General features: G+C 55.0%; 20 protein-coding genes and 1 pseudogene. 13 read left to right on the forward strand and 8 right to left on the reverse strand.

The genetic code is table 11. The annotated features are described in order from the left end of the window. Positions 1–122: 122 nt before the first annotated feature. From lpdA to pdhR, 4 genes are all read right to left on the reverse strand, one after another. Positions 123–1,547, reverse strand: coding sequence for a dihydrolipoyl dehydrogenase (gene lpdA, locus HII27_RS14330; protein ID WP_185668615.1), 1,425 nt, complete (start codon positions 1,545–1,547; stop codon positions 123–125). Between the two features lie 206 nt (positions 1,548–1,753). Then, entirely contained in the window at positions 1,754–3,649 is a 1,896-nt protein-coding gene (gene aceF, locus HII27_RS14335) for a pyruvate dehydrogenase complex dihydrolipoyllysine-residue acetyltransferase (protein ID WP_185668512.1), read from the reverse strand. A 14-nt stretch (positions 3,650–3,663) separates the two neighbouring features. Then, complete coding sequence (gene aceE / locus HII27_RS14340) at positions 3,664–6,327, reverse strand: pyruvate dehydrogenase (acetyl-transferring), homodimeric type (RefSeq protein ID WP_185668513.1); 2,664 nt, start codon at positions 6,325–6,327, stop codon at positions 3,664–3,666. A 156-nt stretch (positions 6,328–6,483) separates the two neighbouring features. Next, a complete protein-coding gene (gene pdhR, locus HII27_RS14345; RefSeq protein WP_185668515.1) occupies positions 6,484–7,248 on the reverse strand; it encodes a pyruvate dehydrogenase complex transcriptional repressor PdhR in 765 nt (254 codons plus the stop codon). 537 nt (positions 7,249–7,785) lie between these two features. Here pdhR and aroP point away from each other — a divergent pair. From aroP to HII27_RS14375, 6 genes are all read left to right on the forward strand, one after another. Then, entirely contained in the window at positions 7,786–9,156 is a 1,371-nt protein-coding gene (aroP, locus tag HII27_RS14350) for an aromatic amino acid transporter AroP (RefSeq protein WP_185668516.1), read from the forward strand. Positions 9,157–9,258: 102 nt separating this feature from the next. Further along, complete coding sequence (locus HII27_RS14355) at positions 9,259–10,299, forward strand: LacI family DNA-binding transcriptional regulator (protein ID WP_185668517.1); 1,041 nt, start codon at positions 9,259–9,261, stop codon at positions 10,297–10,299. A 141-nt stretch (positions 10,300–10,440) separates the two neighbouring features. After that, positions 10,441–11,511, forward strand: a complete 1,071-nt coding sequence (locus tag HII27_RS14360) for an SIS domain-containing protein (protein WP_185668519.1) — start codon at positions 10,441–10,443, stop codon at positions 11,509–11,511. A 40-nt stretch (positions 11,512–11,551) separates the two neighbouring features. Continuing rightward, the gene (locus HII27_RS14365; protein WP_185668521.1) at positions 11,552–12,931 is read left to right on the forward strand and encodes a PTS transporter subunit EIIC; all 1,380 of its coding nucleotides are present in this window, start codon (positions 11,552–11,554) and stop codon (positions 12,929–12,931) included. Positions 12,932–13,096: 165 nt separating this feature from the next. Then, positions 13,097–14,506, forward strand: a complete 1,410-nt coding sequence (locus tag HII27_RS14370; RefSeq protein ID WP_370631780.1) for a glycoside-pentoside-hexuronide (GPH):cation symporter — start codon at positions 13,097–13,099, stop codon at positions 14,504–14,506. Next, positions 14,506–15,456 carry a glycoside hydrolase family 43 protein gene (locus tag HII27_RS14375; RefSeq protein ID WP_185668522.1) on the forward strand — a complete coding sequence of 317 codons (951 nt, stop codon included), beginning with the start codon at positions 14,506–14,508 and terminating at the stop codon, positions 15,454–15,456. The genes HII27_RS14370 and HII27_RS14375 overlap by 1 nt, the downstream gene beginning before the upstream one ends. Before the next feature lie 82 nt (positions 15,457–15,538). Here HII27_RS14375 and ampE read toward each other — a convergent pair whose 3' ends face one another. Continuing rightward, entirely contained in the window at positions 15,539–16,393 is an 855-nt protein-coding gene (gene ampE / locus HII27_RS14380; protein WP_185668523.1) for a beta-lactamase regulator AmpE, read from the reverse strand. Beyond that, a pseudogene (gene ampD, locus HII27_RS14385) lies at positions 16,390–16,951 on the reverse strand (1,6-anhydro-N-acetylmuramyl-L-alanine amidase AmpD). Before ampD ends, ampE begins: the two are co-directional and overlap by 4 nt. Positions 16,952–17,174: 223 nt before the next feature. Between ampD and nadC the strand changes: the two are divergent. The 4 genes from nadC (at position 17,175) to hofC (ending at position 21,288) form a co-directional block, all read left to right on the forward strand. Next, positions 17,175–18,068 carry a carboxylating nicotinate-nucleotide diphosphorylase gene (nadC, locus tag HII27_RS14390; RefSeq protein WP_185668527.1) on the forward strand — a complete coding sequence of 298 codons (894 nt, stop codon included), beginning with the start codon at positions 17,175–17,177 and terminating at the stop codon, positions 18,066–18,068. A gap of 186 nt (positions 18,069–18,254) precedes the next feature. Further along, complete coding sequence (gene ppdD / locus HII27_RS14395) at positions 18,255–18,692, forward strand: prepilin peptidase-dependent pilin (RefSeq protein WP_185668528.1); 438 nt, start codon at positions 18,255–18,257, stop codon at positions 18,690–18,692. Between the two features lie 15 nt (positions 18,693–18,707). Then, positions 18,708–20,093 (forward strand): type II secretion system protein GspE, encoded by a 1,386-nt coding sequence (gspE, locus tag HII27_RS14400; RefSeq protein ID WP_185668529.1) that lies wholly within the window; start codon positions 18,708–18,710, stop codon positions 20,091–20,093. Then, on the forward strand, positions 20,086–21,288 hold the full coding sequence (gene hofC, locus HII27_RS14405) for a protein transport protein HofC (protein ID WP_185668531.1): 1,203 nt from the start codon (positions 20,086–20,088) through the stop codon (positions 21,286–21,288). The genes gspE and hofC overlap by 8 nt, the downstream gene beginning before the upstream one ends. A gap of 31 nt (positions 21,289–21,319) precedes the next feature. Here the strand turns inward: hofC and HII27_RS14410 are convergent, their stop codons facing one another. Further along, positions 21,320–22,363: a GMP reductase gene (locus HII27_RS14410; RefSeq protein WP_185668533.1), complete on the reverse strand. Its 1,044-nt coding sequence runs from the start codon at positions 22,361–22,363 to the stop codon at positions 21,320–21,322. Positions 22,364–22,587: 224 nt separating this feature from the next. On the opposite strand from HII27_RS14410, the gene coaE reads away from it, so the two are divergent. The 3 genes from coaE to yacG are packed head-to-tail and all read left to right on the forward strand — an operon-like array spanning position 22,588 to position 24,155. Next, positions 22,588–23,208 carry a dephospho-CoA kinase gene (coaE, locus tag HII27_RS14415; protein ID WP_185668534.1) on the forward strand — a complete coding sequence of 207 codons (621 nt, stop codon included), beginning with the start codon at positions 22,588–22,590 and terminating at the stop codon, positions 23,206–23,208. Continuing rightward, a complete protein-coding gene (gene zapD, locus HII27_RS14420) occupies positions 23,208–23,951 on the forward strand; it encodes a cell division protein ZapD (RefSeq protein WP_185668535.1) in 744 nt (247 codons plus the stop codon). Before coaE ends, zapD begins: the two co-directional genes overlap by 1 nt. Positions 23,952–23,960: 9 nt before the next feature. Continuing rightward, positions 23,961–24,155 carry a DNA gyrase inhibitor YacG gene (gene yacG, locus HII27_RS14425; protein ID WP_185668536.1) on the forward strand — a complete coding sequence of 65 codons (195 nt, stop codon included), beginning with the start codon at positions 23,961–23,963 and terminating at the stop codon, positions 24,153–24,155. 82 nt (positions 24,156–24,237) lie between these two features. Here the strand turns inward: yacG and mutT are convergent, their stop codons facing one another. After that, positions 24,238–24,627, reverse strand: a complete 390-nt coding sequence (mutT, locus tag HII27_RS14430; RefSeq protein WP_185668538.1) for an 8-oxo-dGTP diphosphatase MutT — start codon at positions 24,625–24,627, stop codon at positions 24,238–24,240. Positions 24,628–24,672: the final 45 nt, after the last annotated feature.

Raw genomic sequence — 24,672 nt, forward strand, 5'->3', positions numbered from 1 at the left:
AGTCCAGGGCATAGCGAGTCTCCTCTTCTATGCCAGTTATAACTGTTACCCATGTATCCGGTCTAAAGTGTTACCTATGTTTCCGGTTTGTACCTACGCTCGGCCGGGCTACGGTCAGAAAATTACTTCTTCTTCGCTTTCGCGTTCGGCAGGTCGGTAATGCTACCTTCAAAGATTTCTGCCGCCAGGCCAACAGACTCATGCAGAGTCGGGTGAGCGTGGATGGTCAGCGCGATATCTTCAGCATCACAGCCCATTTCGATAGCCAGACCGATTTCACCCAGCAGCTCACCGCCGTTGGTGCCGACAATCGCACCACCGATAACACGGTGAGATTCTTTGTCGAAGATCAGTTTGGTCATACCGTCTGCGCAGTCGGAAGCGATAGCACGGCCAGAAGCAGCCCACGGGAAGGTGGCGGTTTCATAGCTGATGCCTTTCTCTTTCGCTTCTTTCTCGGTCAGACCAACCCAGGCAACTTCCGGATCGGTATACGCGATGGATGGAATCACTTTCGGATCGAAGTAGTGTTTCTGGCCTGCGATAACTTCTGCGGCAACGTGACCTTCGTGAACACCTTTGTGCGCCAGCATTGGCTGACCGACGATATCGCCGATAGCAAAGATGTGCGGCACGTTGGTGCGCAGCTGTTTGTCGACGTGGATGAAGCCACGCTCGTCAACTTCTACGCCAGCTTTGCCCGCGTCGAGGTTTTTACCGTTCGGTACGCGACCGATAGCCACCAGCACGGCGTCATAACGCTGTGCTTCTGCAGGGGCTTTTTTGCCTTCCATGGAAACGTAGATACCGTCTTCTTTCGCTTCAACGGCGGTCACTTTGGTTTCCAGCATCAGGTTGAATTTCTTGCTGATGCGTTTGGTGAAGACTTTAACGATGTCTTTGTCTGCAGCCGGGATAACCTGGTCGAACATTTCAACCACGTCAATCTCTGAACCCAGCGCATGGTATACGGTACCCATTTCCAGACCGATGATACCGCCGCCCATAACCAGCAGGCGTTTTGGCACTTCTTTCAGTTCCAGTGCGTCTGTGGAGTCCCAAACGCGTGGGTCTTCATGTGGAATGAATGGCAGTTCGATCGGACGGGAACCCGCCGCGATGATAGCGTTGTCGAAGTTGATAACGGTTTTGCCGTTCTCGCCTTCCACTTCCAGGGTGTTTGCCCCGGTGAATTTACCCAGACCGTTTACCACTTTAACTTTACGGCCTTTGGCCATACCAGCCAGACCACCGGTCAGCTGAGTGATAACTTTCTCTTTCCAGGTACGAATTTTGTCGATATCGGTTTTCGGCTCGCCGAAGACGATACCGTGTTCAGCCAGTGATTTGGCTTCTTCGATAACTTTTGCAACGTGCAGCAGTGCTTTAGAAGGGATACAGCCAACGTTCAGACAAACACCACCGAGGGTGCTGTAACGTTCTACGATTACGGTTTCCAGACCTAAATCAGCGCAACGGAATGCAGCAGAGTAGCCCGCTGGGCCCGCCCCAAGTACCACGACCTGAGTTTTAATTTCAGTACTCATCATGACCTCTATCATTTGTATCCGGCGGTCTGACGTTATAGTTATTACGCCCATCATCCACCGGGACGTTCTATCCGCGTGTATTTTACAAAATTGTTAACAATTTTTAAACAACAAACGGCAAACGATTTTGTCCTTTGTTGCTGATAACCCCAAATCACCCTGAGGTTACCAGAAAAAAGCCGGCCGTCAGGCCGGCTTTTTTATTACATCACCAGACGGCGAATGTCGGACAGCATATTGTTAATGATGGTGATAAAGCGCGCACCATCCGCACCGTCGATCACGCGGTGGTCGAAGGAAAGAGAAATTGGCATCATCAGACGCGGCATAAACTCTTTACCGTTCCACACTGGCTCCATAGAGGACTTGGAGACACCGAGGATCGCCACTTCCGGCGCGTTAACAATCGGCGCGAAGTGGGTAGTACCCAGGCCGCCGATGCTGGAGATGGTGAAGCAACCGCCCTGCATTTCGCCAGCAGTCAGCTTACCGTCACGCGCTTTCTTAGAGATCACAGTCAGTTCACGGGACAGCTCGGTAATGCTCTTCTTGTTCACGTCTTTGAAGACTGGAACAACCAGACCATTTGGCGTATCAACCGCAACACCGATGTTGATGTATTTCTTCAGGGTCAGGCGCTGACCATCTTCAGACAGAGAGCTGTTGAAGCGCGGCATCTGTTCCAGAGCGGCAGCAACGGCTTTCATGATGAAGACCACTGGGGTGAATTTCACGTCCAGTTTACGTTTTTCAGCTTCGGCGTTCTGCTGTTTACGGAACGCTTCCAGATCGGTGATATCGGTCTTATCGAAGTGAGTAACGTGCGGGATCATCACCCAGTTACGGCTCAGGTTAGCACCAGAGATTTTCTGGATACGACCCAGTTCCACTTCTTCGATTTCACCAAACTTGCTGAAGTCGACTTTCGGCCAAGGCAGCATGCCCGGGATACCGCCGCCAGCCGCTGCTGCAGCCGGAGCCGCTTCAGCGCGTTTAACGGCTTCTTTCACGTAAGCCTGAACGTCTTCGCGCAGGATACGGCCTTTACGACCCGTGCCCTTCACTTTCGCCAGGTTAACGCCAAATTCGCGCGCCAGGCGACGAATCAGCGGAGTCGCGTGAACGTAAGCGTCATTCTCAGCGAACTCGGTTTTACCTTCAGCCTTCGCAGCCGGTGCCGCAGCTGGTTTAGCAGCCTGAGCCGGTGCAGCTGCAGGGGCTGGAGCCGCAGCTGCTGGAGCGGCAGCTGGTGCTGCGCCTTCCACTTCGAAGACCATAATAAGGGAACCAGTAGACACTTTGTCACCGGTGCTGATTTTGATTTCTTTCACGGTACCCGCGAACGGAGCCGGAACTTCCATAGAGGCTTTGTCGCCTTCTACGGTGATCAGTGACTGCTCAGCGGCAACTTTGTCGCCCACTTTCACCATCACTTCGGTCACTTCAACTTCGTCACCGCCGATATCCGGAACGTGAACGTCTTTCGCACCCGCTGCTGCTGCCGGAGCCGCCGCTGCTGGAGCTGCAGCCTGTGCCGGAGCGGCTGCTGGCGCTGCGCCCGCCACTTCGAAGACCATAATCAGGGAGCCGGTAGACACTTTGTCGCCGGTGTTCACTTTGATCTCTTTCACGGTGCCCGCGAACGGTGCCGGAACTTCCATAGAGGCTTTATCGCCTTCTACGGTGATCAGTGACTGCTCAGCGGTTACGGTGTCGCCCACTTTGACCAGAATCTCAGTGACTTCAACTTCGTCACCGCCGATATCTGGAACGTGTACGTCTTTTGCCGCTGCAGCAGCAGGTGCTGCCGCTGGCGCTGCTTCTTTCTTCTCTTCTGCCTTAGCAGGTGCAGCAGCTGCTGCACCGTCGGCGGAATCGAAAATCATGATCAGTTTGCCGGTCTCAGTTTTATCGCCAACAGAGACTTTGATCTCTTTAACGATACCAGCCTGAGGAGACGGAACTTCCATAGAGGCTTTGTCGCCTTCTACGGTGATCAGCGACTGTTCAGCTTCAACTTTGTCGCCTACTTTGACCAGGATCTCGGTGATTTCAACTTCATCAGCCCCGATGTCCGGTACATTGATTTCGATAGCCATTGTTCTTTTACCTCTTACGCCAGACGCGGGTTAACTTTTTCTGCATCGATGTTGAATTTGGTAATTGCTTCCGCAACCACTTTCTTATCGATTTCGCCACGTTTAGCCAGTTCGCCCAGTGCCGCTACTACCACGTAGGAAGCATCAACTTCGAAGTGGTGACGCAGGTTTTCACGGCTGTCAGAGCGGCCAAAGCCGTCGGTACCCAGTACGCGGTAATCATCAGCCGGTACATAAGTACGAACCTGCTCAGCAAACAGTTTCATATAGTCGGTAGAGGCTACAGCTGGCGCGTCGTTCATCACCTGAGCGATGTAAGGCACGCGTGGAGTTTCCATTGGGTGCAGCATGTTCCAACGCTCACAATCCTGGCCATCACGTGCCAGTTCAGTGAAGGAAGTTACGCTGTACACATCGGAGCCAACGCCGTAGTCGTTCGCCAGGATCTGCGCTGCTTCACGTACGTGACGCAGGATAGAACCGGAGCCCAGCAGCTGAACTTTACCTTTGCTACCTTCGATGGTTTCGAGTTTGTAGATACCTTTACGGATACCTTCCTCGGCACCTGCTGGCATAGCCGGCATGTGGTAGTTTTCGTTCAGCGTGGTGATGTAGTAGTAAACGTTCTCTTGTTTCTCACCGTACATACGCTCCAGACCATCGTGCATGATGACCGCAACTTCGTACGCGTAAGATGGATCGTAAGAGATACAGTTCGGGATAGTCAGAGACTGAATATGGCTGTGACCATCTTCGTGCTGCAGACCTTCGCCGTTCAGCGTCGTACGACCGGAAGTCCCCCCTACCAGGAAGCCGCGAGCCTGCTGGTCGCCTGCCTGCCAGCACAGGTCACCGATACGCTGGAAACCGAACATGGAGTAGTAGATGTAGAACGGAATCATCGGCAGGTTGTTGGTGCTGTAAGAGGTCGCAGCAGCCAGCCAGGATGCGCCAGCACCCAGTTCGTTGATACCTTCCTGCAGAATCTGGCCTTTCTCGTCTTCTTTGTAGTAAGCAACCTGCTCGCGGTCCTGCGGGGTATACTGCTGACCGTTCGGGCTGTAGATACCAATCTGACGGAACAGACCTTCCATACCAAAGGTACGCGCTTCATCGGCGATGATCGGCACGAGGCGGTCTTTGATGGATTTGTTCTTCAGCATCACGTTCAGGGCACGTACGAACGCGATAGTGGTAGAGATCTCTTTGTTCTGCTCTTCCAGCAGCGGGCCGAAATCTTCCAGGGTCGGCAGCTCCAGCTTCTCATCGAAGTTAGGCTGACGGCTTGGCAGGTAGCCGTGCAGTTTTTCACGCTGGGCGTGCAGATAGGTGTGCTCTTCAGAACCTTCCGGGAAGGTAATGTAAGACAGTTTTTCAACCTGCTCGTCGGTGACAGGAACGTTGAAACGGTCGCGGATATAGCGCACGCCGTCCATGTTCATTTTCTTCACCTGGTGAGCGATGTTTTTACCTTCAGCGGTGTCACCCATGCCGTAACCTTTAATGGTATGGGCGAGGATTACGGTTGCTTTGCCTTTGGTTTCCTGCGCTTTTTTCAGTGCAGCGAAGACTTTCTTCGGATCGTGACCACCACGGTTCAGGGCCCAGATCTGCTCGTCAGTCCAATCGGCAACCAGCGCTGCGGTTTCTGGATATTTACCGAAGAAGTGCTCACGTACGTAAGCGCCGTCTTTGGATTTGAAGGTCTGGTAGTCGCCGTCAACGGTTTCGTTCATCAGTTGGATCAGTTTACCGCTGGTATCTTTACGCAGCAGTTCATCCCAACGACCGCCCCAGATAACCTTGATAACGTTCCAGCCAGCACCCGCGAAGATACCTTCCAGTTCGTTAATGATCTTGCCATTACCGGTAACCGGGCCATCAAGGCGCTGCAGGTTACAGTTGATAACGAAGACCAGGTTGTCCAGTTTTTCACGGGTCGCGATGGTGATCGCACCTTTAGATTCTGGCTCATCCATCTCGCCGTCGCCCAGGAAGGCATAAACGGTTTGCTTGGAAGTATCTTTCAGACCACGGTGTTCCAGGTATTTCAGGAATTTAGCCTGATAGATAGCACCGATTGGACCCAGACCCATAGATACGGTCGGGAACTGCCAGAAGGTTGGCATCAGTTTCGGGTGCGGGTAAGAAGACAGACCTTTACCGTGAACTTCCTGACGGAAGTTGTTCATCTGCTCTTCGGTCAGACGACCTTCCAGGAACGCACGTGCATATACGCCCGGAGAGATGTGACCCTGGAAATAAACCAGGTCGCCGCCATCCTGCTCGTTGCGCGCACGGAAGAAGTGGTTGAAGCACACTTCGTAGAAGGTCGCTGAAGACTGGAAGGAAGCCATGTGGCCGCCCAGCTCGAGGTCTTTTTTAGACGCACGCAGCACGGTCATGATGGCGTTCCAGCGGATAGCAGAACGAATACGACGCTCCAGCTCCAGATTACCCGGGTATTCCGGTTCATCTTCAACGGCAATAGTGTTGACGTAACCGCTAGCACCTGCACCCGCAGCTACCTGAACGCCGCCTTTGCGGGCTTCAGAAAGCAGTTGGTCGATAAGATACTGAGCGCGCTCAACACCTTCTTCACGGATGACCGATTCGATCGCCTGTTGCCAGTCGCGAGTTTCGATCGGATCCACGTCATTGAGTAAACGTTCTGACATGGGTTATTCCTTATCTATCTAGTACGTTGATTTGTCTGGAACCTGTCCCATTGTGTTTTCGTGGGAAAGCACAATAAGACAGGTTCTGCGTTTAGTTGCCGCGCGCTAATGGCGCATTTTCCACATTTCCCGGTCAAACGACTGCCGGAAAAAATATTAATCCTTTCGCTGCTGGAGACGGCGTAACGAGCGCTCACGGCGGCTCTGTTCACGGCTTCTGTCCAGCAAAATCTCTTCGATGAAGGCCAGGTGGCGGTGCGACGCTTCACGCGCCTGCTCGGGCTCGCCGGCCATAATCGCATCAAAGATGCTTGTACGGTGGTTACTGACCTGCGGGAGCATCTCCCGGCGGGCATACAGCAACTCAAAGTTTTGGCGAACGTTTTGCGCCAGCATAGGCTCCATACACCGTAGCAGATGAAGCAGTACTACGTTGTGGGCGGCTTCGGTGACCGCAATTTGATACTGGACGACGGCGTCAGATTCAGCGTCGAGGTCGCCCGACTGCTGAGCCCGTTCGATGGCCTGATGCAGCTCACGAATGCGTACGCGATCTTCATCAGTGCTGCGCAGTGCCGCGTAATAAGCCGCGATACCTTCAAGCGCGTGACGGGTCTCAAGCAGATCAAATTGGGATTCAGGGTGATCGGACAGAAGCTCAACCAGCGGGTCGCTGAAGCTCTGCCATAGGCTGCTTTGAACAAAAGTCCCGCCGCCCTGGCGACGAAGCAGGAGCCCTTTGGCTTCGAGGCGCTGGATAGCCTCACGCAGCGAAGGGCGAGAAACGTCGAACTGTTTTGCCAGTTCGCGTTCAGGTGGAAGTTTTTCGCCGGGGCGTAACGTCCCCTCAAGAATCAAAAACTCCAACTGCTGCTCAATCACATCGGATAATTTTGGTTGGCGGATTTTGCTGTAGGCCATTGTTCCCTGTCTCTGCCATTAGCCCGGAGTCAATTGGTCTTACCAATTTCAAGTTCGTAGCGCTAAAGTAACAAAGTATTCACCTTATGTCCATACAGGTTTTGATTGAAATCAGTAAACCCGGCACTTTTTAACAACATTACAGAAATGATGTTTCAGAAATGTAACTTTGCACAAAAAACAGCTTTACCTATAAAGAAGTACAATTAACTAAATAAAAACAATATTACGCAAACTGAACCGTTTCAATTACCAATAAAATGAATATAAATTCACTTTAATGCGATAAATACCCATATAGTGGGCAATGTAATATTTGCACGCTCTCGTGACAGCTGTCGGCTTTTTACCCAGGTCGTCATCATCCCTTCATAAAGCAGGTGCATTCCGGCGCACTTACCACTATTCTGCACATGACGAAAGAGCCTTACCTCTATTTCAGAAAAGCGATTCGTAAACATAACAATACAGAAAACGGAATTTTCTAAGTACATACGCAGACAGCGTGACAATAATAACCACACACGAGGTTTCACAATGGAAGGTCAACAACAAGGCGCACAGCTTAAGCGCGGCCTTAAGAACCGCCATATACAGCTGATCGCTCTGGGCGGCGCTATCGGCACAGGCCTGTTTCTCGGCAGCGCCTCCGTTATCCAGTCTGCCGGTCCGGGTATCATTCTGGGTTACGCTATCGCGGGCTTTATTGCCTTTATGATCATGCGCCAGCTCGGCGAAATGGTGGTTGAAGAGCCGGTTGCAGGCTCCTTTAGCCACTTTGCCTATAAATACTGGGGCAACTTCGCAGGCTTCGCATCGGGCTGGAACTACTGGGTGCTGTACGTACTGGTTGCCATGGCGGAACTGACCGCCGTCGGTAAATACATCCAGTTCTGGTGGCCTGAGATCCCTACCTGGGTATCAGCGGCCGTCTTCTTTATCGCCATTAACGCCATCAACCTGACCAACGTAAAAGTGTTCGGTGAGATGGAGTTCTGGTTTGCGATCATTAAAGTCGTTGCCGTTATCGCCATGATCCTGTTCGGCGCGTGGCTGCTGTTTAGCGGCACCGCTGGCCCGCAGGCTACCGTACGCAACCTGTGGGAACAGGGCGGCTTCCTGCCTCACGGCTGGATGGGGCTGGTGATGATGATGGCGATTATCATGTTCTCCTTCGGCGGCCTTGAGCTGGTGGGGATCACCGCAGCAGAAGCGGATAACCCAGAGCAGAGCATTCCAAAAGCCACCAACCAGGTTATCTACCGTATCCTGATTTTCTATGTGGGCTCGCTGGCGGTACTGCTCTCTCTGATGCCGTGGACCCGCGTCACCGCAGACGTCAGCCCGTTCGTGCTTATCTTCCATGAACTGGGCGACTCGTTCGTGGCGAATGCCCTGAACATCGTCGTGCTGACCGCGGCGCTCTCCGTGTACAACAGCTGCGTTTACTGCAACAGCCGCATGCTCTTCGGCCTGGCGCAGCAGGGCAACGCCCCGAAAGCGCTGCTGAGCGTTGATAGACGCGGTGTGCCGGTGAACACCATTCTGGTTTCCGCCGTGGTTACCGCACTGTGCGTGCTGATCAACTACCTGGCACCAGAATCCGCGTTCGGCCTGCTGATGGCCCTGGTGGTCTCCGCGCTGGTGATTAACTGGGCGATGATTAGCCTGGCACACATGAAATTCCGTAAAGCCAAACAGCAGCAGGGCGTTACCACTCGCTTCCCGGCACTGTTCTACCCGTTAGGGAACTGGATTTGCCTGATCTTCATGGCGGCCGTTCTGGTCATCATGGTGATGACGCCGGGCATGGCTATCTCGGTATGGCTGATTCCGGTGTGGATCGCCATTCTGGGTATTGGCTTTATGTTCAAACAGAAAAGCGCCAAAACCGCGAAAGCACATTAATCCTGTCCACGCTCTGTACCCATTGGGTGCAGAGCGTTCTCCCCTGCGCAAAAGTGATGTACCATTCCAGCGTTACCGTCGACAAAAGGACCTGGGTGGCTAATGAAAAAAAACCTCACGATCAAAGACATTGCCGAGCTGGCAAACGTCTCTATTGCCACCGTGTCCCGCGTGCTCAACAACAACAGTTGGGTATCCGACAAGACCCGCGCCAAAGTGCAGCAGGTCATCGACGAACACCAGTTCAGCCCCAATCTGATGGCGCGCAGCATGATTTCGCGCAAAAGCATGACGCTGGCCGTTGTCGTCTCGGACATCACCAACCCCTACTTCGCCACCCTGGTTGAGCAAATCGAAAAAGCCTGCCTGCAGGCCGGGTACAAAATCATCCTCTTCGATACCCAATCGGCAAACAAACGCTCCAGCTCCTCGCAGGTGATTGCCGAAGATCAGATCTTCAGCACCATCATCGATAGCCAGCTCGACGGCGTGATTATCCTCGGCGGCAACATCGACTATTTGAAAATCCCTGAGAGCTATCTTGAAGGGTTACAGAAGCTTATCGCCTCGCTGCCGGTACTGGTGGTTGGGCGCAAGCTGGCGCGCTACGACTACACCTGCCTCGAACGTGACCAGATCAACTGCGTGCAAATGGTCACCCGTCATCTGCTCGACAAAGGCTATCGCGAGATGGCGTTTATCGGCGGTTCATCCAACGTCTACATGACCGGGCAGCGCGTCAACGCCTTCCTGAACACGCTCAATGCCGCCGGTATTGCCAGCGACAGCGCGGTGATTATCGAAACCAACTTCTACCCGGAGCATGGCTATGAGGCCGCGCTACGGCTGATTAAATCTGAACGTCCCCTGCCTCAGGCGATTCTGGCGATTAACGATCGCGTCGCCATGGGCGCGATGCGGGCGCTGAAAGATCACGGCCTGTCCGTTCCCGACGACGTGGCCATTGCCAGCTGCGAGTATTTCCCCGGCAGTGAATATTTCATTCCGCGCATTACCACCGTTAACCATAAAAATGACGAGATTGGTCAACAGGTTATCCGCCAGATGATGACCCTGCTGCAGGATATGCTGCCAGAAGCCCACACCATCACGCCGGTGCTGGTCGCCGGTGAATCCGCGTAGTTCCCCGGCTGGCCTGCGGGCCAGCTGAACACTAAATATTCAGATCCGCATCACAAATCAACATACGTAAAATTGACGATACATTTTCTCTCATAATATTTTACTGAAAACGTTTTCAGTTTTCAGTCAAGAGAGGCCGCAATGAAACCCACCATGATGACCTATATCCACGAAGAGCAGGCGACGCTTGCCCATATCCTGGATAACTACCCGCACAACGTTCCGGCCATTACCGATGCTCGCGAGTGGCTGGTGCTGGCAACCGGCTCCAGCGCAAACGCGGCGGTCAGTGCAAAATACTATGTGGAAAGCCTCTCCGCGGTTCGTCTGACCATCGCAGAACCGTTCCACTATCAGCATTTTGAAAAACATAACCCGGCGATTGGCACGGTTGTCGCCGTCTCACAAAGCGGTGAAAGCACCTCAACGCTGCACGCGCTGGAAACGCTGAAAAAGCAGTACGCCGTGCAAACCGTCGGCCTGACCAGCAAGCCCCATAGCGAGCTGGCAAAAACGGCAGACCGCTTTGTCCTGCTTGATATCGGTGAAGAACGCGTGGGCTACGTGACCAAAGGCTACGTGGCCACCATCCTGACGCTGATGCTGCTGGGGCTGCGCCACGCTCGCGCCGTTGACGCTATCGACGACGCGCGTGAGCAGCAGGAGCTGGCGATGCTGCGCGAGGCGGTCAACGCTATCCCATCAATCATTGATGCGACCGAAACGTTCTTTACCCGCTGGCAGCCAGAGCTGACTGCCTCCCCGCGCTTCACCAGCATTGGCTACGGCCCGGCGGTCGGCGTGTGCATGGAGATGGCGACCAAATTTACCGAAACGGTGCGCGTCCCTTCTCAGGGAATTGAGATGGAAGTCTTTATGCATGGCCCGTACTTCGAGATTAATCCACAGCACCGCCTGTTCTTCCTCGACGTGCCGAGCGTGGCCCGCGAGCGCCTGGTGCTGCTGCGCCAGTATGAACAGCGTCATACCGACTACGTCTATACCGTCACCCCGCAGGCAAGCGATGACCCGCATACCCTGGCGCTCAACGTCGCGCTGCCGGAAACCGCACTGCCGCTGGTGATGGTGATTCCGTTCCAGATCCTCGCGCATCACATCGCCGAGGCAAAAGGCAATAACCTGCCGCAGCGCATCTTCACCGACTTCGGCGTGGCGGTAAAAAGTAAAACCAAACCAGGCGACTACGCCTAACAACAGCCTGTACCCTACCTACCGATAAAGGTGCCTCGTTATGGCGACTCAATATTTAGCCGTTGCACAACAGATCCTGACCGCCGTAGGCGGTCAGGAGAATATCGAACACGCAAACCACTGCGCGACCCGCCTGCGTCTGAATCTGAAAGACGACTCACAGGTCGATGAGAAAAGCCTGTATGAGCTTTCCGAGGTCGTGAAGCTGGTCAATAACGGCAGTCAGTTCCAGATTGTGATCGGTCCTAAGGTGGAGAAGATCTTTGCGGCTCTGAGCGAGCTGATGCCCGGCGCGCAGGGTGCCGCCCCGGTGCATAAGCAGGAGCAAGAGCAAAAGGCGTCCGCATTTAACCGCCTGCTGAGCACGCTTTCAGCGATTTTTACCCCTTACATCGGCGTCCTGGCAGGCGTTGGGGTGGTAAAAGGTCTGGTCGTGCTGCTGCAAACGCTGGAACTTATTTCGACCAAATCCTGGCTGTTCGTGGTCTTTAACGCCCTTTCCAGCGGCGTGTTCGTGATGCTACCGCTGTTTATTGCCGTCACCGCATCGGATAAGTTCAAAACCAACCGCTTCACCGCGCTGGCGCTAACCGCTGCGATGGTCTTCCCGCTGACCGACGCCGCCACGCCGGACCACGTTGAGATCTTCAACCTCGCCTTCCCGCTGAAAATCTACGGCGGTGCGGTGATCCCGGCGATTTTTGCGGTCTGGTTCCTCAGCTATGTCGAGCGCTGGTGTAAAAAGTGGGTGCCGGAAATCGCCGCGCTGGTGTTCGTGCCGTGCCTGTCGTTGATTATCAGTGGCTTCGTGGTCTTCACCGTGATTGGCCCCATTGCTGACTATGTCGGTATTGGTATCGCTAACAGCTACACCTGGCTCTATAACCTGAGTCCGATGCTGTCCGGTGCGCTACTGGCGGGAATTGGTCAGCTGTTTGTGGTCTTCGGCGTGCACTGGGGGATCATCCCGATTGCCCTGATTAACATGCAGGTTAACGGCTACGATACGGTGATGGCGATGTTTATGTCCGCAGTGATGGGGCAGTTCGGCGCAGCGTTTGGCGCTATCTTTATTGCCCGTAACCTCAAGGACAAGCAGCTGGCTATCTCCGCCTCTATCTCGGCCTTCTTCGGTATCACTGAACCGGCGCTGTACGGCGTGAACCTGAAGTACCGGATGCTGTTTATCTTCGGTTGTATCGGCGCGGCGCTGGGCGGGGCAATCACCGGGCTGCTGGAGGTCAAAACCTACAGCTTCCTGCCGGTGCTCAACGTCTTCGAGCTGGGGCTGTTTAGCGGGCCAGAGTCGAAAGCCATTTATGAAGTGTTTGCGATTATCGTCGCCTTTAGCGTCCCGATGATCCTCACTATCATCTACGGCAAAACCCGCGTGCTGGTTCCAGCCGCCGATCTTCGCTGATTATCCACATGTGGTAGCGGCTGCAAACCGCTACCACGGCCTGTTACCTGCTTCACACTTTCCCCATAGCAGCAATATTATCCATATCAACAACGTTATCCTGCTAAGCGTTTACCCATTCTGCGGCCAATAATCGTCTCTATACTCCCCATGAGAGACCTGGCGATGAACACAAGTAAACTGTCAGTAAAAGAGAAGATTGGCTATGGTATGGGCGACGCGGGATGCAACATCATCTTCGGCGCCATCATGTTGTTCGTTAACTACTTTTATACCGATATTTTTGGTTTAGCCCCGGCGCTGGTGGGCGTGTTGCTGCTGTCCATTCGCGTGATTGACGCGGTCACTGACCCCATCATGGGTGCCATGGCCGACCGCACTCGCAGTAAATATGGCCGCTTTCGTCCCTGGCTGCTGTGGATAGCCTTCCCCTATGCCCTCTTCAGCGTGCTGATGTTCACTACGCCGGAATGGAGCTATAGCAGCAAAGTTATCTATGCTTTTGTCACCTACTTCCTGCTTTCCATCACCTACACCGCGATCAACATTCCTTACTGCTCTCTGGGAAGCGTTATTACCAACGATCCGAAAGAGCGCGTGGCCTGCCAGTCCTATCGCTTTGTTCTGGTCGGCATCGCCACGCTGCTGCTGTCGCTGACCCTGCTGCCAATGGCTGATTGGTTCGGCGGCGCGGATAAAGCCAAAGGCTACCAGATGGCAATGACCGTGCTGGCGTTTATCGGCATGTGCATGTTCCTGTTCTGCTTTGCCACCGTACGCGAACGCGTACGCCCTGCGGTGCAAACCAACGACGAACTGAAGCAGGATTTAAAAGACGTCTGGAAAAACGACCAGTGGGTACGAATTCTGCTGCTGACGCTGTGTAACGTCTGCCCCGGCTTTATCCGCATGGCGGCGACCATGTATTACGTCACCTGGGTTATGGGGGAAAGCACCCACTTCGCAACTATTTTCATCAGCCTCGGCGTGGTCGGTATGATGATCGGCAGTATGCTGGCGAAAGTGTTGACCGACCGCTGGTGCAAACTGCAGGTCTTCTTCTGGACCAACATTGCGCTAGCGATTTTCTCCGTGGCCTTCTATTTCTTCGACCCACACGCTACCACGCTGATTGTGGTGCTCTACTTCCTGTTGAACGTGCTGCACCAGATCCCTTCCCCGCTGCACTGGTCTCTGATGGCTGACGTGGATGACTACGGCGAATGGAAAACCGGTAAACGCATTACCGGCATCAGCTTCTCCGGTAACCTGTTCTTCCTGAAAGTCGGCCTGGCAGTAGCAGGGGCAATGGTGGGTTTCCTGCTCTCCTGGTACGGCTACGATGCCGGCGCCAAAGCGCAAAGCGATACCACTATCAACGGCATTATGCTGCTGTTCACCGTCATTCCGGGCGTAGGCTATCTGATTACCGCGGGCGTCGTCCGTCTGCTGAAAGTAGACCGTAGCCTGATGAAACAGATCCAGGAAGATCTGGAAAAGCGTCGCACCAACTACCGCGAGCTGAATGAATACCAGCAAGAGTTGCAATCCACTGAACACGCAAGGAAAGCCTGATGAAGAACTGGCCGAACCCCTTTATTGAACAACGCGCCGACCCGTTTATTCTGCATCACCAGGGGGCGTACTACTTTATCGCCTCGGTGCCAGAGTATGACCGGCTGGAGATCCGTCGCGCCAATAGCCTGGACGGCCTGAGAACCGCAGCGCCGGTTGTGGTCTGGCGTAAACCGGAAAGCGGCCCGATGAGCAATCTCATCTGGGCTCCCGAACTGCATGCTATCGACGGTAAATGGTACATCTACTTTGCGGCGGCCCACACACAGGCGCTGGATGCGCTGGGAATGTTCCAGCATCGTATGTTTGCACTGGAATGTCGCGATGCCGACCCGTTAACCGGCACGTGGGTAGAGAAAGGCCAGGTCAAAACGCCGTTCGATACCTTCTGTCTGGACGCCACCACCTTCCAGCATCAGGGAAAACGGTGGTATCTCTGGGCGCAGAAATCGCCGGATATTGCCGGTAACTCCAACCTGTATCTGGCCGAGCTGGAAAACCCGTGGACGATTAAGGGCGAGCCAGTGCTGCTCAGCAAACCGGAGTTCGACTGGGAGTGTCGAGGTTTTCTGGTCAATGAAGGGCCCGCCGTGGTGACGCACGCTAACCGTCTGTTTATCAGCTACTCCGCCAGCGCCACCGACGAAAACTACTGCATGGGGCTGCTGTGGATTGATAAAGACGCTGATATGACGCAGCCCGCCAACTGGCACAAATCACCGCAGCCGGTGTTTACCACCAGCGATGAAAATCGTCAGTATGGGCCGGGGCATAACAGCTTTACGCAGACCCCTGAGGGCGAAGATGTGCTGGTCTATCACGCGAGGAACTACACGGAAATTGAAGGCGACCCGCTGTATGACCCGAATCGCCATACGCGCCTGAAAACGGTACGCTGGAAGGAGGATGGCATGCCCGACTTCGGTATTCCACCGGAAGATACGTTGTAAACCTATCCCGCCCGCAGCGACCTGCGGGCGTTTGTTTGTCGCCCGGACGAGACGTTCACGTCAACTCCGGGGAGGCGCTCAACTACACCAACGTTCCATAAATCGTCAGCAGCGCCATCACTACCACTACCGCGTACGAGGTCTTCTTCGCCATCGACACCGCGGCTTTTGGCGTCGCCACCTTATCCACGTGCGGCTCACGAGCGAGCGAATACTGCGCCAGATGGGTCAGCACCTGATACTGCGAAGAGTGACGGTCGCCCAGTGACGCAAACCACGCCGGAAGCGCTTTCTCACCGTGTCCAACCAGCGCGTACACCACGCCGACCAGGCGTACTGGAACCCAATCCACCACGTGTAAAATCGCATCAATACCCGACTGCAGACGATGATGCGGCGTCTGGTAGCGCGCCAGCCAGGACTGCCAGGCGCGTAAAAACGCATACCCCATCAGCGCCACTGGCCCCCACGTACCGCCCACCACGAACCAGAACAGCGGCGCCAGATAGAAGCGGTAGTTAATCCACAGCAGCGCGTTTTGCAGCTCCCGCAGGAATTCGCGCTCATCGCAGCCCGCCGGTACGCCGTGGATCATCGTCAGCTCGCTGGCCATCGCCTCACGCGCATGGGCATCATCGCGGGATGCCGCTTTAAGATAGGCATGATAATGCATACGCACGCGGCCCGCGCCGATACACAGCAGGCCTAGTAGGATCCAGAACAGCAGTTCCGGAACGTTAAACAGCAGCCCGTCCAGCGCACGCTGGATAATACCCACAATGACCATCGCCACGATGGTCATCACCAGCGTTGCCGCCATGGAATAGTGCTTCACTCGCCGGAACAGCGTCTCGAGGCGGTGATCGAGCTGCCAGTGCTCGCCGAGCTTAAACAGTCGCTCCGCAAACAGAACCAGAAGCGTGGTAAACAGCGTCATGTCATCTCCTTATTCGACGGGGGTGACCAGTGCACGAAAACGGGCCCAATCAAACGCTGGACCGGGGTCAGTTTTACGCACGGGCGCAATATCACAGTGGCCGGTCATATTGTCGGCGATCGCGGGGTACTCGCGAATAAGCAACTGGGTTAACGCCGCCAGCTGCTGGTACTGCTCATCGGTATAGGCCAGCGTATCGGTGCCTTCAAGCTCAATGCCGATAGAAAAATCATTGCAGCGCTCACGGCCATGATAGGAGGAGACTCCGGCATGCCAGGCGCGTTTATCAAAAGGAACGTACTGCACAATTTCGCCATCCCGGCGAATCAGGCAATGGGCAGAAACACGCAAATGGGCGATTTCCGCAAAGAACGGATCGGCATCGGGGTCGATCGTGCCGGTAAACAGCGCATCAATCCACGGACCGCCAAACTGGCCTGGCGGCAGACTAATATTATGCACAACCAATAGTGAAGGCGCTTCATCCTCCGGGCGACCATCATGGTGCGGAGACGGCACGTGCCGTACGCCCACCAGCCAGCCCTTATCTAACTGCATTCAGGATCTCCTTGTATACGACCTTTATACTCTAAGTAATTCAAGTTGCAGCAAGGCAGCGACGCAGCGAATCCCCGGGTGCGTACATAAGTACGTGACTGGGGTGAGCGAGGAAAGCTAACGCAGCTGCGGCTTGAAGTACGACGAGTATATATGGTTATGCCAGTCGGTTCAGAGTAGCATGTTTCAAACTTTCGCATCGTTACCAATTTGGAGCTTTATTATGCCGCCTCGCCGTTATAACTCAGACCATCGACGTGACGCGCTACTTGAACGTATCAACCTCGATATCCCTAACGCGGTTGCCCAAGCGCTGCGTGAAGATCTGGGAGGAGAAGTTGATGCCCACAACGATATTACCGCACAACTGCTGCCGGAAAACAGCCACTCACATGCTGTCGTCATCACCCGTGAAGACGGCGTATTTTGCGGCAAACGCTGGGTTGAAGAGGTCTTTATTCAGCTCGCCGGCGACGACGTCACGCTCACCTGGCATGTAGCCGACGGCGACGCGGTGAAAGCCGACCAGCCACTGTTTGAAATCGATGGCCCTTCCCGTGTGCTGCTGACCGGTGAACGCACCGCGCTGAACTTCGTGCAAACGCTCTCCGGCGTGGCCAGCGAAGTCCGCAAATATGTCGAACTGCTGGAAGGCACCCACACCCAACTGCTGGATACCCGCAAAACGCTGCCGGGCCTGCGCACTGCGCTGAAATATGCCGTACTGTGTGGCGGCGGCGCAAACCATCGTCTGGGGCTTTCCGACGCGTTTCTGATTAAAGAGAACCACATTATTGCCTCCGGCTCCGTGCGTCAGGCGGTAGAAAAAGCCTTCTGGCTACACCCGGACGTTCCGGTGGAAGTCGAAGTGGAAAGCCTGCAGGAGCTAACCGAAGCGCTGAAGGCCGGGGCCGATATCATCATGCTCGATAACTTCAATACCGAGCAGATGCGTGAAGCGGTGAACATCACCCAAGGCCAGGCACAGCTGGAAGTCTCCGGCAACGTCACCTTCGACACCCTCCGTGAATTTGCCGAAACCGGCGTGGACTACATCTCCGTCGGCGCGTTGACCAAGCACGTCCGCGCCCTCGACCTCTCCATGCGTTTCCGCTAAATCATCACCCGATGCCCTCCTGCGCGAGGGCATTTTTTTCGAACCTGATTCCCCTATCCCCTGCAACGCTGCAACGCTGCAACTGCTGTAAAAAATCTGGAAGGCCGTTTCCTGTCTGCGTTTTTGTCCCTCGCGATGCCGGTACCGCTCTGACACAGTGGCACCAGATTCAGCAAGGAGCAGATCATGGACAATCAAAAGGGCTTCACTCTTATCGAACTGATGGTGGTTATCGGCATTATCGCCATTCTCAGCGCCATCGGCATTCCGGCCTATCAGAACTACCTGCGCAAAGCCGCACTCACCGACATGCTACAAACCTTCGTCCCCTATCGTACGGCGGTCGAACTCTGCGCGCTCGATCGCGGCGGCGTGGATAACTGCGATGCGGGCAGTAACGGTATTCCTTCACCGACCACCACGCGCTACGTCTCAGGCATGAGCATTGCCAAAGGCACAGTCACGCTCACCGGGCAAGAGAGTCTGAACGGCTTGAGCGTTACGCTGGTCCCCGGTTGGGATAACGCCAATGGCATTACCGGCTGGCAGCGTACCTGCGCTATTCAGAGCGACAGCGCCTTGCAGCAAGCCTGTGAGGATGTCTTCCGCTTTGACGCACAATAAACCTGGGCTTTCACCATGAAACACGAACAGCTGTTAACGCTGTGCCAGCGCCATCACGCGGTGCTGCTGAATAACGACGAAGGGGAGTTGAATATTGCCGTCGTCGGCGCGCCGCCAGGGGAACTGCTGGAGGCCTTGCGCTTCGCAACCCAAAAGCGGGTCGATATTGAGTGCTGGGACCAGGAGCGAATGGAGAAATACCTGGAGCAAAATGCTCAGAAGGCGACATCAACCGTTCCCGAAGAGAGTGACAACGTGGTAGTCAGACTCGATCGTCTCCTCAAGCAGGCGCTATCGCAGCGGGCATCCGATATCCATTTTGAACCTTCAGAACACTACCTGCGCATCCGGTTACGGGTAGACGGTGTGCTGCATGCGCTACCCACGGTACCACTGCCGCTGATGACGCCACTGATTGCCCGCCTCAAGGTGCTCGGCAACCTGGATATTGCTGAACGTCGATTGCCGCAGGATGGTCAATTTACGCTGGATATCGCTGGGAAGCCGCTCTCCTTTCGCATCTCGACTCTGCCCTGCCGCTACGGCGAAAAGGTGGTGCTGCGTCTGCTACATAAGGTCGAACAGGCGTTGGATCTACAGCGCCTCGGCATGTCACCCACGGCTTTAGAACTATTTCAGGCCGCACTGAGTCAGCCGCAAGGGCTTATCCTGGTGACCGGCCCTACCGGCAGTGGGAAAACGGTCACGCTCTATAGCGCACTGCAAAGCCTGAACCATACTGAGGTGAATATTTGCAGCGTGGAAGACCCGATCGAAATTCCGCTGGATGGTCTTAATCAGACTCAGGTGAGCGTGAAAAGCGGGCTGACCTTTCAAAGCGTCCTGCGATCCCTGCTACGTCAGGACCCGGATATTGTGATGGTCGGCGAAATCCGCGACGGTGAAACGGCGGAGATAGCCATCAAAGCGGCGCAAACCGGGCATCTGGTGCTCTCAACGCTGCATACCAACTCAACGGTCGAAACCTTAATCCGCTTAGAACAAATGGGGGTAGCGCGCTGGATGGTGTCATCGGCGCTGGTGATGGTTGTCGCACAGCGTCTGGTGCGCAAGCTGTGCCCGCACTGCCGCCAGAAAACCAGCGGTGAGCACAGGTTCCCACACGCCCTATGGCAACGCCCGCTGCCGCACTGGGCGGCTCCCGGTTGCCGCCACTGCTACGGCGGCTATCAGGGGCGCCTGGCGCTGTTTGAGGTTCTCCCCGTCACCGCGCCCATACGCCAGGGTATTGCCAATGGCGCAACGCCTGCTGAACTAATGAACCACGCCCGGCTGGCGGGTATGAGTACGCTATTTGAAAGCGGCTGCCTGGCTGTCGAACAAGGGCTGACAACGCAGGAAGAGCTATTCCGCGTTCTCGGAATGCCGAAAGATGAGTGAACAGCTATGGTACTGGCGGGGATTAACGGCCGACGGCGACGCACAAAGCGGTACCCTGTGGGCGGCCCATCGGCCGGCGGCACTGTTGGCCTTACAGCGCCAGCACATCACCGTGACAAAACTGAAACGCCGGACGGTCAACGGCGCCTTATGGCGAGCGCAGCATAGCAGCGCGGTTATCAGCCAGCTCACCACGCTGCTACAGGCCGGTCTCACGCTCTCCGACGGGCTAGCGCTTCTTGCTGAGCAGCACCCTGCGCCGCAGTGGCGGGCGCTGCTCAGCACGCTTGCCGAACGACTGGCACAGGGCATCTCGCTCTCTGAGGGCCTTCAGCAGTGGCCGCAGGCATTTCCCCCGATCTATCTGTCGATGATTCGCACCGGCGAAATCACCGGTAAATTAGAGCACTGCTGTCTGGCGCTCGCCCATCAGCAGAAGACCGAACTGCTGTTAAAAGCCAAAGTAAAAAAAGCCCTGCGCTACCCGCTGATTATTCTGTCGCTCGCCGTGCTGGTAGTCATGGCCATGGTCGGGTTTGTGCTGCCAGAATTCACCGCCATTTACCGCACCTTTAATACCCCGCTTCCCGCGCTGACCCTCGCGGTGATGGCAACAGCGGCATTCATTGAGCAGTGGCTTGCGTTAATCATTGGGATACTGCTTTTACCGCCAGGAATCAACGCCGCACTACGCCACCATCCACCCTGGCTGCGCCTCCGCCAGCGGGTGCTCTTGTCACTACCGGTAATGGGAACGCTTATCCATCGCCAGAGGCTTAGCCAGATATTTACCGTGCTGGCGCTGACACAGCACGCAGGGATCGCATTTTTACAGGGGCTGGAAACCGTTGAAGAGACGCTGAACTGCCCGTGGTGGCGAGACGTCGTGACAACGTTACGCCAGGAGATAGCGCAAGGCAGCGCTATCTGGCAGGCGATGGAAAACAGCCGCGCCTTTACGCCCTTATGCTTACAGTTGGTGAGAATCGGCGAGACGTCTGGTGCGCTGGATGACATGCTGGAGAACCTTGCCCGTCATCATCATGAACACACGCAAAATTTAGCCGAGAATTTAACCGCGCTGCTAGAGCCTGCGCTATTGATTGTGACCGGGGTAATTATCGGGACGCTGGTGGTGGCGATGTATCTGCCCATTTTTCATCTGGGCGATGCCATCAGTGGCGGAATGGGATAACGCTGGCGCAGGGTGCGCCAGCGTGAGCGAATTACAGGCTATTGAACACGCGGTTCTCTTGTTCCTGTACGCGGATAAAGGTGGTGCGTTTGGTCAGCTCTTTTAAGCGCGATGCCCCAACGTAGGTACAGGCAGAACGCAGGCCGCCCAGGATGTCACGCGCGGTGTTATCAACCGGTCCGCGCAGCGGCAGTTTAACGGTTTTGCCTTCGGCCGCGCGGTACTGCGCAACGCCACCAACGTGACGCTTCATCGCTGACTCAGAGCTCATGCCGTAGAACAGCATGAATTTTTCGCCGTTTTCTTCCACTACGGTGCCGCCGCTCTCATCGTGACCGGCCAGCATACCGCCAAGCATTACGAAGTCTGCGCCGCCGCCGAATGCCTTAGCCACATCGCCCGGCATGGTGCAACCGCCATCACTGACGATTTGACCGCCGAGGCCGTGCGCGGCGTCGGCACATTCGATAACCGCAGACAGTTGCGGATAGCCCACGCCGGTTTTCACGCGGGTGGTGCACACGGAACCAGGGCCAATACCTACTTTCACGATATCAGCGCCGGACAGAATCAGCTCTTCGCACATTTCACCCGTCACCACGTTGCCTGCGCAGATGGTTTTGGTCGGCCAGGCTGCACGTGCTTTTGCCACGAACTGAACGAAGTGCTCGGAGTAACCGTTCGCCACGTCAATGCAGACGAAATTCAGCGACGGGTGCAGTTTCAGGATCTGCTGCGTTTTTTCGAAATCAGCATCGGAGGTGCCGGTCGATACCATCACGTGACGCAGGACGTCTTCAGACTCAGCCTGAACAAACGCGCTCCACTGTTCAACGGTGTAGTGCTTGTGTACGGCGGTGAGGATATCGAAAGAGGCCAGTGCTTTTGCCATCCCGAAGGTACCCACGGAGTCCATATTCGCAGCAATGATCGGCACGCCAGACCAGCGTTGTCCTGAATGTTTAAAGGTGAATTCGCGTTCCAGTTCAACATCGGAACGGCTTTTAAGAGTAGAGCGTTTAGGGCGGATAAGAACGTCTTTGAAACCTAATTTCAGATCTTCTTCGATACGCATGTGCGAATTCCTGGGGTTAATGGCAATTAAATTGAGAGCACAACTCCAGTAATGCAATCATACGCACTAATCAGGGCTTCGCAAGACTGCGAATTTCACTTTTTTTACGCTACAATCCCATAAATTTACCTGGCGATTAGTGCCGTGTATCGTTGATCCACTCACTTGGTCCGTCAGTTTTTTAACCAAATGATTTTAATACTAAAAATCCAGGGCTAAGCGGTATGACTTACACAGTAGCGTTAACAGGCGGCATCGGAAGCGGCAAAAGTACGGTCGCTGATGCATTTTTTCGCCTGGGTATTTACGTTATTGACGCCGATATTATCGCCCGTCAGGTTGTCGAAACGGGTACACCGGCGCTAGCGGCCATTGCCGAACATTTCGGCGCATCTATTCTGACCGAGGAAGGCGCGCTAAACCGTCGTGTACTACGCGAACATATTTTCGCCCACCCCGATGAAAAAGCCTGGCTAAACGCCCTACTGCATCCCCTCATCCAGCAAGAAACACAGCGCCAACTACAGCAGGCGACCTCGCCTTATGTACTGTGGGTTGTTCCTCTGCTGGTGGAAAACAAACTCTACGAGCGGGCCGATCGCGTACTGGTCGTCGATGTGTCACGCGAAACCCAGCTTCTTAGAACCATGCAGCGTGACCAGGTGTCGCGAGAGCATGCGGAAAATATCCTTGCTGCCCAGGCCACTCGCGAAGCGCGTCTGGCGGTAGCTGATGACGTCATTAATAACAACGGCACACCAGATGCGATTGCATCGGATGTCGCTCGCCTTCACGCCCTCTATCTTGAGCTCGCGGCACAGGCTGTATCACAGGAAAAATCGTAATGCACACCCACATCCTTTTTGAGCATCCCCTGAACGAAAAAATGCGTACCTGGCTGCGTATTGAATTTCTGACGGAACAATTGAACGCCAATTTACCCATCAGGGATCACGCCAGCGCACTGCATTTTTTTCGCAATGTAGGGGATTTACTGGATGTGTTCGAGCGCGGTGATATCCGCACCGAACTGCTCAAAGAACTAGAGCGCCAGCAGCGCAAACTGAACGCCTGGAGCGAAGTTGAAGGCGTGGACTTAACCCGTATTGATGCTCTGCGCCAGCAGTTAAAGAACAGCAGCAGTATCCTGATGGCCGCGCCGCGCGTAGGGCAATTTCTGCGTGAAGACCGGTTGATTGCGCTGGTTCGCCAACGTCTGAGCATTCCAGGCGGCTGCTGCAGCTTCGATTTGCCAACGCTGCATATCTGGCTGCACTCAAAGCAGCATCAACGCGATGCGCAGGTTGATACCTGGCTGGAAAGCCTGGCGCCGCTGAATCAAGCGCTGTCGCTGATTCTCGATCTGGTGCGCAACTCAGCACAGTTCCGCAAACAGACCAGTCTTAACGGTTTCTACCAGGACAACGGTGAAGATGCCGATCTGCTGCGCCTGAAGCTGGAAATTACCTCGCAGCTGTATCCGCAGATCTCCGGGCACAAGAGCCGCTTTGCCATCCGCTTTATGCCGTTGGATAGCGAGCATGGCCTGGTGCCAGAGCGTCTGGATTTTGAACTGGCCTGCTGCTAAGGAGAGACCATGTCTGACGTCACCACGGTAAACTGCCCAACCTGCAACAAACCGGTTATCTGGGGCGAACAGAGCCCCTATCGCCCGTTCTGCTCCAAACGCTGCCAGCTGATCGATCTCGGCGAATGGGCGGCTGAAGAGAAGCGTATTCCCAGCAGCGGCGATCTCTCCGAGAGCGACGACTGGAGCGAAGACCAGCAGTAAACCCAAGGTAGCCCGGCCGAGCGTAGTGACGCCGGGGACTTCCCGGAGTCGGCGCTAACGCACCTCGTCCGGACTACAAATCTTACTCTGCGATCAGCTTTTCAATCACCGGTGCGTTCGCTGGCGGAAACTCCTCCGCGACCAGTTTCTGCTGCGCTACCCAGCGTCCCGGCTGCCCTTCTTTACCCCACGGCTCACCTTCCCAACCGTCAACCAGCCAGAACCACAGCGTAATGTGGCGGTCCGGGAACTGATATTCCAGCTTATCAAACTGATGCAGCGACGTGGCAGAGATACCTACCTCCTCCTGCAGTTCACGGACAACCGCATCCTGAGGCGTTTCGCCGGCTTCAATTTTCCCGCCGGGAAACTCCCATTTATGGGCCATATGTGCGTCGGCAGCGCGCTGGGTTATGTAGATCTCACCAGCAGTATTGCGAATGATGCCAACGGATATTTGCAGTATTTTCATTTTGTCTTATCCATAAAAAAGGCGCAGTAATCTGCGCCTTTTGTC

Source organism: Kluyvera sichuanensis (assembly GCF_014218705.1).
GTDB lineage: Bacteria > Pseudomonadota > Gammaproteobacteria > Enterobacterales > Enterobacteriaceae > Kluyvera > Kluyvera sichuanensis.

Excerpts from the sequence above, each read along its gene's own strand:
- hofC (WP_185668531.1), top strand. The coding sequence starts at position 20,086 with ATGAGTGAACAGCTATGGTACTGGCGGGGATTAACGGCCGACGGCGAC.
- ampE (WP_185668523.1), bottom strand. The coding sequence starts at position 16,393 with ATGACGCTGTTTACCACGCTTCTGGTTCTGTTTGCGGAGCGACTGTTT.
- HII27_RS14355 (WP_185668517.1), top strand. The coding sequence starts at position 9,259 with ATGAAAAAAAACCTCACGATCAAAGACATTGCCGAGCTGGCAAACGTC.
- zapD (WP_185668535.1), top strand. The coding sequence starts at position 23,208 with ATGCACACCCACATCCTTTTTGAGCATCCCCTGAACGAAAAAATGCGT.
- mutT (WP_185668538.1), bottom strand. The coding sequence starts at position 24,627 with ATGAAAATACTGCAAATATCCGTTGGCATCATTCGCAATACTGCTGGT.
- HII27_RS14360 (WP_185668519.1), top strand. The coding sequence starts at position 10,441 with ATGAAACCCACCATGATGACCTATATCCACGAAGAGCAGGCGACGCTT.
- coaE (WP_185668534.1), top strand. The coding sequence starts at position 22,588 with ATGACTTACACAGTAGCGTTAACAGGCGGCATCGGAAGCGGCAAAAGT.
- HII27_RS14375 (WP_185668522.1), top strand. The coding sequence starts at position 14,506 with ATGAAGAACTGGCCGAACCCCTTTATTGAACAACGCGCCGACCCGTTT.
- gspE (WP_185668529.1), top strand. The coding sequence starts at position 18,708 with ATGAAACACGAACAGCTGTTAACGCTGTGCCAGCGCCATCACGCGGTG.
- yacG (WP_185668536.1), top strand. The coding sequence starts at position 23,961 with ATGTCTGACGTCACCACGGTAAACTGCCCAACCTGCAACAAACCGGTT.
- HII27_RS14370 (WP_370631780.1), top strand. The coding sequence starts at position 13,097 with ATGAACACAAGTAAACTGTCAGTAAAAGAGAAGATTGGCTATGGTATG.
- aroP (WP_185668516.1), top strand. The coding sequence starts at position 7,786 with ATGGAAGGTCAACAACAAGGCGCACAGCTTAAGCGCGGCCTTAAGAAC.
- aceE (WP_185668513.1), bottom strand. The coding sequence starts at position 6,327 with ATGTCAGAACGTTTACTCAATGACGTGGATCCGATCGAAACTCGCGAC.
- HII27_RS14365 (WP_185668521.1), top strand. The coding sequence starts at position 11,552 with ATGGCGACTCAATATTTAGCCGTTGCACAACAGATCCTGACCGCCGTA.
- pdhR (WP_185668515.1), bottom strand. The coding sequence starts at position 7,248 with ATGGCCTACAGCAAAATCCGCCAACCAAAATTATCCGATGTGATTGAG.
- ppdD (WP_185668528.1), top strand. The coding sequence starts at position 18,255 with ATGGACAATCAAAAGGGCTTCACTCTTATCGAACTGATGGTGGTTATC.
- HII27_RS14410 (WP_185668533.1), bottom strand. The coding sequence starts at position 22,363 with ATGCGTATCGAAGAAGATCTGAAATTAGGTTTCAAAGACGTTCTTATC.
- nadC (WP_185668527.1), top strand. The coding sequence starts at position 17,175 with ATGCCGCCTCGCCGTTATAACTCAGACCATCGACGTGACGCGCTACTT.
- aceF (WP_185668512.1), bottom strand. The coding sequence starts at position 3,649 with ATGGCTATCGAAATCAATGTACCGGACATCGGGGCTGATGAAGTTGAA.
- lpdA (WP_185668615.1), bottom strand. The coding sequence starts at position 1,547 with ATGAGTACTGAAATTAAAACTCAGGTCGTGGTACTTGGGGCGGGCCCA.